An 8,353-nucleotide genomic window follows, 5' to 3' on the forward strand; every position below is an offset into this window, starting at 1 on the left:
CGTTCATCAACCTTGAGCTTTACTTTAGCATAACCTTCTTTGAGTTCAAGAAGCGAAAAGCGGAATAAATTTGCAAAGGGCTCTTCTTGAAAACGCTTCTTAAGCTGCTCCAGCTTCTGTTTGCTCACAGCCAGCCTCAAGAGAAAAGTTGGCTGAGAGGGGTGGATTCGAACCACCACTACGTGATCCAGAGTCACGCGTCCTACCCTTAGACGACCTCTCAGCAGGAGCAAGGATATAATACCACGGCTTTGGGGGATTTTCAAGGGAAAGGTCTTTCGTGATTCTATTTGCTTTTTCTCTCAAAATAAGATATAATACCAAAAAATGCGGCGGGAATGATGCTCTTGACCGTCCAGAATCTCCAAGAAATCAAGGAGTGGGTTAGCTCCCTCGTCGGACGAGAGGCCATTGTTGAGGTGAACAAAGGGCGCAAAAAAACCATTGTCCGAAAAGGCGTCATAGAGGCAATCTACCCTTTCTTCTTCATCCTCCGAGTGGACGTGGACGGCACCGCCCAGCGCATCGCCTTCAACTACGCCGACATCCTCACGAAAACTGTAGAGCTCGAAATCCTCTAACCCTTCATGGAGCGGAAGTACCCATACCCTTTTGAGGTCTCTCTTGAGGAAGCCCTCCGCATTCAGGAGACCATCCGTCGGAGTATCTCTTTTGATTTCCCCTTTGAAGATGAAGCGGTTACCCTTCTTGCCGGCGTTGACGTCTCGTACGACCGAAAAGGAAAAGCCCTTGCGGTTGTGGTGGTGCTCTCCTGGCCTTCCCTTGCGGTTGTGGAGGTGGCTTCGGGAGTCCACAAACCTTGCTTCCCCTACATTCCCGGTTTCCTCTCCTTCCGGGAAGGTCCGGCCATAGAAAGGGCTCTTTCGCACCTTACGGTTACCCCCCATATTTTCTTCTTCGATGGCCAGGGGATTGCCCATCCCCGGGGAGTGGGGCTTGCAAGCCACATCGGGGTGCTCTTCGGCCTTGTTTCCATAGGGGTGGCGAAGAAGCCCCTGGTGGGCAATTTTGCGGAACCCGGAAAAGACCGGGGATCGTTCAGCTGGCTTGAGTACCGGGGAAGGCGGGTTGGGGTGGTACTCCGGACAAAGGACGCCACGAAACCCGTTTTCGTTTCCCCAGGGAATCGGATAGATTTCGACCGCGCTCGGGAGTGGGCGCTCAAAACGAGCACGCGCTTTAGGCTCCCCGAGCCGGTGCGCTTGGCCCATATTTTCAGCGAACGGCTGAAAGAAGGGGGAAGGGAAGATGTCGGATCCCTTGGTCTTTGAAGAGGAACCCTCAACAGAGCACAAGGTGGTTATCACGGTTGTAGGGAAGGACCGTATCGGCATCATTGCCGCCATAACCTCCTGCCTTGCCGAAAACCAGGTGAACATCGAGGATATCACCCAGAAAATCCTTGGGGAGTACTTCACGATGATTCTTGTGGGGGATGTATCGAAGTGTCCCCTGTCCCTTTCTGAGCTCCGCAGAAAACTCTCTGAGCGAGGTAAGGAAGTGGGGGTGCGGGTTTACCTCCAGCACGCAAGCATTTTTCGAGCCATGCACCGCATTTAGGAGGGAAGGAGATGCTCTTCCACCGCTCTGAGATTCTCGAGACCCTGCGGATGCTTGAGCTTGAGAACCTCGACGTGCGTACCGTAACCCTTGGGATTTCCATCCTCGACTGTCGGGGGAGAGATTTCGAGGAGACCATAGAGCGAGTGGTTGCGAAAATCCGGCGGTTCGCCTCTCCCCTCAATGCGGTGGCCGATGAGGTGGCCGAGAAGTACGGCATCCCCATCGTGAACCGGAGGGTGGCGGTCTCCCCGGTGGCGCTCCTTCTCTCAGAAAGAGAAAGGGAAAAGGACGTGGTGGACCTTGCCCGGGCGCTTGATGCGGTGGCGCAGGAACTCGGCATCGACTTCATCGGGGGATTCTCGGCCCTCGTCCACAAAGGCGCCACAAGGGGTGACACGCTCCTCATGGAGAGCATCCCCTCTTTCCTCTCGGTTACTGAGCGCATCTGTGCCTCAGTCAATGTGGCCTCAAGTCGCACCGGAATCAACGTCGATGCTATTCTAACCATGGCCCAAGTCGTGAAGGAGACCGCTTTGCGCACCGCGCACCGGGACGGCATAGGGTGCGCGAAACTTGTGGTTTTTGCCAACGCCCCTGAGGATAACCCCTTCATGGCAGGGGCTTTCCACGGGGTTGGGGAACCGGAAGTGGTAGTGAATGTGGGAGTGAGTGGCCCCGGAGTTGTGAAGGAAGTCGTGCGGCGCCACCCTAAGGCAACGCTTGGGGAACTCGCTGAAGTCATCAAACGGACGGCTTTCAAAATCACAAGGGTTGGGGAGCTCATCGGGAGGGAAGTGGCGGAAAAACTTGGAGCCCCCTTTGGCATCGTGGACCTTTCCCTTGCTCCAACCCCTCGCGTGGGGGACAGTGTAGCAGAGATTCTTGAGGAGATGGGCCTTGAGCGGTGCGGAGCCTTTGGGTCGACTCTGGCTTTAGCGCTTTTGACCGATGCCTGTAAAAAAGGCGGAGCCATGGCCTCGTCTTCGGTTGGGGGTTTGAGCGGGGCGTTCATTCCGGTGAGTGAAGACGCCCGGATGAGCGAGGCGGCAGAAGCTGGTGCTCTTTCCCTCGAGAAACTCGAAGCCATGACGAGCGTCTCCTCGGTTGGCCTTGACATGATTGCCATTCCCGGGGACACTCCCTGGGAGACCATTGCCTGCATCATGGCCGATGAGGTGGCCATTGGGGTTATGAACCACAAGACAGTAGGAGTCCGCCTCATCCCTGTTCCCGGGAAAAAAGCAGGTGAGAGAGCTGTCTTTGGGGGGCTTTTGGGGGAGGCGACCATTATCCCCGTCAATACCTTCCAGGGGGCACGGTTCATCCTCCGGGGTGGTCGCGTCCCCGCGCCTCTCACAAGCCTCAGGAATTAGCCTTAACCCTTTTCTCCACGAGGTTCATGAGCCCCCCAGAGGCGATGATTTCCTGGAGGAAGGGTGGGAAGGGCTGAGCTTTGAAGACCTCGCCGGTTGTCTCGTTTCGGATTTCTCCGGTTGCAAGGTCCACAGCGACGGTATCCCCTTCCCGTATTCGGGAGGCCGCCTCTTCGGACTCAAGAATGGGTAACCCTATGTTGATGGCGTTCCGGAAGAAAATCCGGGCAAAGGAGGCGGCAATGACAGCCACAACCCCGCACCCTTTAATGGCCAAGGGTGCGTGCTCCCGGGAGGAACCGCAGCCGAAGTTTTTCCCGGCCACGAGAATCGTTTCTCCCGGGGTGATGCGGTTTGGGAAGTTCGGATCAAGGCCCTCCATGCAGTGCTTGGCGAGTTCCTTCGGGTCGGTACTCGTCAGGTACCGGGCAGGGATAATGACGTCGGTATCCACGTTGTCTCTGAAAACGACTGCTCTTCCGCGGATCATGCCCTTTCACCTCACAGTTTGTCCGGAGCGGTGATGTACCCCGCTACGGCAGAGCTTGCGGCGATGTAGGGATTGACGAGGTAGACCTCGCTTGTTTCGTGCCCCATCCGGCCGACGAAGTTCCGGTTTGTCGTCGAGGCACAGCGCTCGAAAGACGCCAAAACCCCAAGATGTCCCCCAAGGCAGGGGCCACAGGACGGCGGGGCAATGACGCCTCCTGCTTCCAGGAACACTCGGATGAGCCCTTCCTCTTCGGCCTGCCGGAGAACCTTTGGGCTTCCGGGGAAGACAAGAAGGCGAACTCGGGGATGGACTTTCCGTCCCCGGAGAACCGCTGCGGCCATGCGGAGGTCCTCAATGCGGCCGTTGGTGCAGGAGCCGATGACGACCTGGTCGATTTCGATTCTGGGAATTCCGTACACGGAGCGGGTGTTGCTCGGAAGGTGGGGAAAGGCGACCTGGGGTTCAATCTGAGAGACATCGACGGTGAAGACCTTCTGCCACTCGGCATCAGGGTCGGAGGTGAAAATTCTCGGTTGACGGGGGGTTCCGGTTTCCCGGACATACTTAAGGGTTTTTTCGTCCGGAGCGATGATGCCGTTTTTGGCTCCTGCCTCAATGGCCATGTTCGTCATCGTGAAGCGCTCATCCATGGAGAGCTCGGAAATCACCGGTCCCTCGAACTCCATGGCGCAGTAGCGGGCTCCGTCAACACCGATTTCCCCAATGACGAAGAGAATCAGGTCCTTTCCGGTGACGAAGGGCCGCCGCTTACCGGAGAAGACGAATTTCAGCGACTCCGGGACCCGAAGCCAGGTCTTCCCGAGGACCCAGGCGGCGGCAATGTCGGTGCTCCCCATGCCGGTGGCGAAAGCCCCTAAGGCTCCGTACGTGCAGGTGTGGGAGTCGGCTCCAATCACAAGGTCCCCGGGAACCACAAGGCCGAGTTCCGGAAGAAGGACATGCTCTATGCCTACCTGTCCGCCTTCGAAGAAGTGGGGAATGCCGTGCTTTTTTGCAAACTCCCGCATGAGCTTCACGTTCTCCGCAGAGGGAATGTCCCGGGCGGGGGTGTTGTGGTCGGCAACGAGGACGATTTTCTGGGGATCGTGGACGGTGGCAATCCCCCGCTTCTCTATTTCTTTGATGGCCAGAGGAGCAGTGATGTCGTTGGCGAGCATAACGTCCACCGTAACCTCCACAAGTTCTCCCGGGAGAACCCGCTCCCTTCCGGCGTGAGCTGCGATGATTTTCTCCGTTACCGTCATACCCATAGGCGCTCAGCTCTCCCTGTAGTCTCTCTGAGGATTCAGACGTCTCTTCCGCTGGGCCATCCGGTTGATGGCCGAAAGGTAGGCCATAACGCTTGCGACCACCACATCTTGGCTTGAACCCCGTCCGATGTACTCCTCGTCTCCGTCGAGAATCCGAACGATGACCTCCCCGAGGGCCTCTGTTCCCCCGCTTATGGACTGGAGGGTGTAGTTGACGAGGCTTGAGGAAATCCCAAGCATCTTGCTTATGGCTTTATAAGCCGCATCCACCGGTCCGACACCTGTGGAGACGCCCTCGAGAATCTCTTTTCCATCTTTCACAAGGCGCACCGTGGCGGTGGGGAGAATATTATTTCCCGAGCACACGTGGACGAAGTCAAGGCGGTAGATTTCCTCAGGCTTTGCCACTTCTTCAGAAACAATGGCCTTGAGATCGTCCTCGGTGATTTCCTTCTTCTGGTCGGCAAGCTGCTTGAAGCGCTGGAACGCCTGGTTGAGCTCCTCTTCCGAGAGCTTGTACCCGAGCTCCTCGATTTTCTTGGCAAAGGCGTGGCGCCCGGAGTGCTTCCCAAGGACAAGCACCCGGTCTTCCCGACCGATGAGTTTGGCGTCCATGATCTCGTAGGTGAGCTTCTCCTTGAGGACGCCGTCCTGGTGGATACCCGACTCGTGGGCAAAGGCGTTCTGTCCCACAATGGCCTTGTTCGGCTGGACAAGCATCCCGGTCCTCTGGCTCACCAAGCGGCTCGTCCGGTAAATCTCCTGGAAGTTCAGGTTGGTCTCAGCCTGGAAGAAGTCCCGCCGGACGTAGAGGCCCATGGCGATTTCCTCAAGGGCCGCATTTCCTGCTCGCTCGCCGATGCCGTTTATGGTGCACTCCACTTGCCCGGCTCCGGCTAAAACCGCCGCCAGGGAGTTCGCGGTGGCAAGGCCAAGATCATTGTGGCAGTGGACGCTCACGATGACCTTCTCGATGCCCCTGGTGTGCTCGAAGAGGTACCGGATGAGCTCTTGCATTTCAAAGGGCGTGATGTACCCGACGGTGTCGGGGACGTTGATGATGGTTGCCCCTGCCTCAATCACCGCAGCGTACACCCGGCTCAGGTACTCCCAGTCTGAGCGGGTGGCATCTTCGGCGGAGAATTCCACCTCGGGTACGTACTTTTTGGCGTACTTCACCGCCCATACCGCCTGCTCGAGGGCTTCCTCCCGGGAGAGGCGGAGCTTGTGCTTTAGGTGAATATCGGATGTGGCGATGAAGGTGTGGATGATGGGGTACTCGGCGGGCTTCAGGGACTCCCAGGCGATGTCGATGTCCTTTTCCTTGGCCCGGGCAAGGGCGCATATGGCGGGTCCCTTCACGTTCTGGGCGACGAGCTTTACCCCTTCCGCGTCCCCGGGTGAGGCAATGGGAAAGCCCGCTTCAATGACGTCCACTTGGAGGCGGGCAAGCTGCAGGGCAATTTCGAGTTTCTCCTGAGGGTTCAGGGCTACCCCCGGGGACTGCTCCCCGTCCCGGAGGGTAGTGTCGAAAATGCGGATTCTCCGCATGCTCTCACCCCTCTTTCTTGAGCCAGGGCATCATGCTCCGCAGGGTCTTCCCGACTTTCTCGATGAGGTGCTCGGCATCCTTTTTCCGGAGCGCGTTGTACACCGGCCGGTTGGCCTGGTTCTCGAGAATCCACTCCCGGGCAAAGGTTCCATCCTGAATCTCGGCGAGAATTTTCTTCATCTCCGCTTTGACCTGGTCGTTGATGATGCGCGGTCCCCGGGTGAGGTCTCCGTACTCGGCGGTGTCGCTCACCACCTGGCGCATGTGGGCAAGCCCCCCCTCGTACACGAGGTCCACGATGAGCTTCATCTCGTGGAGGCACTCAAAGTACGCCACCTCCGGCTGGTACCCTGCCTCAACCAGGGTTTCAAATCCGGCTTTGATGAGAGCCGTGAGCCCTCCGCAGAGCACCGCCTGTTCCCCGAAGAGATCGGTCTCCGTCTCCTCGGCAAAGGTGGTTTCCAAAACCCCAGCTCTTGTGGCGCCGATGCCCTTAGCGTACGCAAGGGCAATGTCTTTTGCCTTCCCGGTGGCATCCTGGTACACGGCTACAAGGGCAGGAACCCCTTTCCCCTCAAGGTACATCCGCCGGACAAGGTCTCCCGGACCCTTCGGGGCAACCATGAGGACATCGACATCCGAAGGCGGAATGATCTGGTGGTAGTGGATGTTGAATCCGTGGGAGAACATGAGGGCCTTTCCCTTCGTGAGGTGCGGGGCGATGGACTCCCGGTAAATGGCTGGCTGGTACTGATCAGGGGCAAGCATCTGGATGATGTCGCCTTTCTGTGCCGCCTCTTTGGCGCTCACCGGTCGGAAACCCGCTTTCTCGGCCCGCTCAAAACCCGGGGTTCCGGGGAGCTCAGCCACAATCACCTCAAGACCGCTGTCCCGGAGGTTCTGTGCCTGGGCGCTTCCCTGGCTCCCAAAACCTATGATGGCAATAACCTTCCCCTTGAGGATGTCGAGGTTCGCGTCCTGGTCGTAGTAAATCTTCGCCATGGCTCATCCTCCTTTTCTAAAGAGATTGACTTCCCCGCGCCAGGGCGATCCTCCCTGTGCGAGTCATCTCAATGATACCGTACTTTCGGAGCAATTGCTCCAGGGCATCGATTTTGTCCGGAGTCCCTGTAACCTCGATGATAAGGCTTTCCTCATCGACATCCACGATGCGGGCCCGGAAGATTTCCGCGGTCTGGGCAATTTCCCCCCGGAGGTTCGAAGGGGCATGGACCTTGATGAGGGCAAGCTCCCGATCAACCACCGGGGTATTGGCGAAATCGCTCACCTTGATAACCTCGATGAGTTTATAGAGCTGCTTTGTGATTTGCTCGAGGATGTGTTCGTTTCCTGTGACCACCAAGGTGATTCGGGAAATGTTTGGGTCCTGGGTTGGACCGACGGCAAGGCTCTCGATGTTGTAGCCTCTCCGGGCAAAGAGGGACGCCACCCGGGCGAGGACCCGGGGTTTGTTCTCCACGAGGACCGCAATGATATGCTCCATGGGCTCACCTCCCCTCACTCGAGAATCATCTCGTCCAGGGATTTTCCGGGAGGCACAAAGGGGAGCACGTTCTCTTCTTCAGCAATGTGGCAGTCCACAAGGGCCGGACGGTCGGTTACTTTCAAAGCCTCATCAATAGCCCGATCGAGCTCTTCCTTTTCCTTCACCGAGATTCCAAAAGCTCCAAAGGCCCGGGCAACCTGGGCAATATCGGGGTTCACAAGGCGGGTGCACGAGTACCGCCCCCGGTAGAGGCATCCCTGCCACTGGCGGACCATGCCGAGGTAGGAGTTGTTCATCACGAAAATTTTGATGGGGAGGCAGTAGTTCACCGCAGTCACGAGCTCCTGGATTTTCATGAAGATGCTCCCATCTCCACTTATGAGGATAACGGTCTTGTCGGGATTGCCGATTTGGGCGCCGATTGAGGCGGGAAGCCCGTACCCCATGGTCCCAAGCCCTCCAGAGCTCGCCCAGGTTCGGGGCTTTTCCCGGGGGTACTTCTGGGCTGCCCACATCTGGTGCTGCCCCACGTCAGTCACGACAATGGTGTCAAGGTGCTTCGTCTTCTCATAA

The 8,353-nt window shown here is 57.7% G+C and carries 10 protein-coding genes and 1 tRNA gene; 4 read left to right on the forward strand and 7 right to left on the reverse strand.

Features of this window, described 5'->3' with window-relative positions:
- Nucleotides 1–149: 149 nt before the first annotated feature.
- Nucleotides 150–223, reverse strand: a tRNA-Gln gene (locus tag H5U36_07245).
- Between the two features lie 115 nt (nt 224–338).
- Between H5U36_07245 and H5U36_07250 the strand changes: the two genes are divergently transcribed.
- The 4 genes from H5U36_07250 to H5U36_07265 are packed head-to-tail and all read left to right on the forward strand — an operon-like array spanning nt 339 to nt 2,957.
- The gene (locus H5U36_07250; GenBank protein MBC7217919.1) at nt 339–581 is read left to right on the forward strand and encodes a Veg family protein; all 243 of its coding nucleotides are present in this window, start codon (nt 339–341) and stop codon (nt 579–581) included.
- 6 nt (nt 582–587) lie between these two features.
- On the forward strand, nt 588–1,292 hold the full coding sequence (locus H5U36_07255) for an endonuclease V (protein MBC7217920.1): 705 nt from the start codon (nt 588–590) through the stop codon (nt 1,290–1,292).
- Complete coding sequence (locus tag H5U36_07260; GenBank protein ID MBC7217921.1) at nt 1,270–1,581, forward strand: ACT domain-containing protein; 312 nt, start codon at nt 1,270–1,272, stop codon at nt 1,579–1,581. Before H5U36_07255 ends, H5U36_07260 begins: the two co-directional genes overlap by 23 nt.
- 11 nt (nt 1,582–1,592) lie before the next feature.
- A complete protein-coding gene (locus H5U36_07265; protein MBC7217922.1) occupies nt 1,593–2,957 on the forward strand; it encodes a PFL family protein in 1,365 nt (454 codons plus the stop codon).
- Here H5U36_07265 and H5U36_07270 read toward each other — a convergent pair.
- The 6 genes from H5U36_07270 to H5U36_07295 all read right to left on the reverse strand — a co-directional run.
- Nucleotides 2,947–3,447, reverse strand: coding sequence for a 3-isopropylmalate dehydratase small subunit (locus H5U36_07270; protein MBC7217923.1), 501 nt, complete (start codon nt 3,445–3,447; stop codon nt 2,947–2,949). The two genes, H5U36_07265 and H5U36_07270, sit on opposite strands and share 11 nt — an antisense overlap.
- An 11-nt stretch (nt 3,448–3,458) precedes the next feature.
- Nucleotides 3,459–4,721 carry a 3-isopropylmalate dehydratase large subunit gene (gene leuC / locus H5U36_07275; protein ID MBC7217924.1) on the reverse strand — a complete coding sequence of 421 codons (1,263 nt, stop codon included), beginning with the start codon at nt 4,719–4,721 and terminating at the stop codon, nt 3,459–3,461.
- A gap of 6 nt (nt 4,722–4,727) precedes the next feature.
- Entirely contained in the window at nt 4,728–6,272 is a 1,545-nt protein-coding gene (locus H5U36_07280; protein ID MBC7217925.1) for a 2-isopropylmalate synthase, read from the reverse strand.
- Nucleotides 6,273–6,276: 4 nt separating this feature from the next.
- Complete coding sequence (gene ilvC / locus H5U36_07285) at nt 6,277–7,275, reverse strand: ketol-acid reductoisomerase (protein ID MBC7217926.1); 999 nt, start codon at nt 7,273–7,275, stop codon at nt 6,277–6,279.
- A 16-nt stretch (nt 7,276–7,291) separates the two neighbouring features.
- Entirely contained in the window at nt 7,292–7,777 is a 486-nt protein-coding gene (gene ilvN / locus H5U36_07290; protein ID MBC7217927.1) for an acetolactate synthase small subunit, read from the reverse strand.
- 14 nt (nt 7,778–7,791) lie between these two features.
- On the reverse strand, nt 7,792–8,353 hold a 562-nt coding region (locus tag H5U36_07295), incomplete at its 5' end, for an acetolactate synthase large subunit (GenBank protein MBC7217928.1).

The organism is Candidatus Caldatribacterium sp. (assembly GCA_014359405.1).
Lineage (GTDB): Bacteria > Atribacterota > Atribacteria > Atribacterales > Caldatribacteriaceae > Caldatribacterium > Caldatribacterium oleiphilum.

Bases quoted from the DNA above. Each gene is read 5' to 3' on its own strand.
- H5U36_07250 (MBC7217919.1), top strand. From the start codon at position 339: ATGATGCTCTTGACCGTCCAGAATCTCCAAGAAATCAAGGAGTGGGTT.
- H5U36_07255 (MBC7217920.1), top strand. From the start codon at position 588: ATGGAGCGGAAGTACCCATACCCTTTTGAGGTCTCTCTTGAGGAAGCC.
- H5U36_07260 (MBC7217921.1), top strand. From the start codon at position 1,270: ATGTCGGATCCCTTGGTCTTTGAAGAGGAACCCTCAACAGAGCACAAG.
- H5U36_07265 (MBC7217922.1), top strand. From the start codon at position 1,593: ATGCTCTTCCACCGCTCTGAGATTCTCGAGACCCTGCGGATGCTTGAG.
- H5U36_07270 (MBC7217923.1), bottom strand. From the start codon at position 3,447: ATGATCCGCGGAAGAGCAGTCGTTTTCAGAGACAACGTGGATACCGAC.
- leuC (MBC7217924.1), bottom strand. From the start codon at position 4,721: ATGGGTATGACGGTAACGGAGAAAATCATCGCAGCTCACGCCGGAAGG.
- H5U36_07280 (MBC7217925.1), bottom strand. From the start codon at position 6,272: ATGCGGAGAATCCGCATTTTCGACACTACCCTCCGGGACGGGGAGCAG.
- ilvC (MBC7217926.1), bottom strand. From the start codon at position 7,275: ATGGCGAAGATTTACTACGACCAGGACGCGAACCTCGACATCCTCAAG.
- ilvN (MBC7217927.1), bottom strand. From the start codon at position 7,777: ATGGAGCATATCATTGCGGTCCTCGTGGAGAACAAACCCCGGGTCCTC.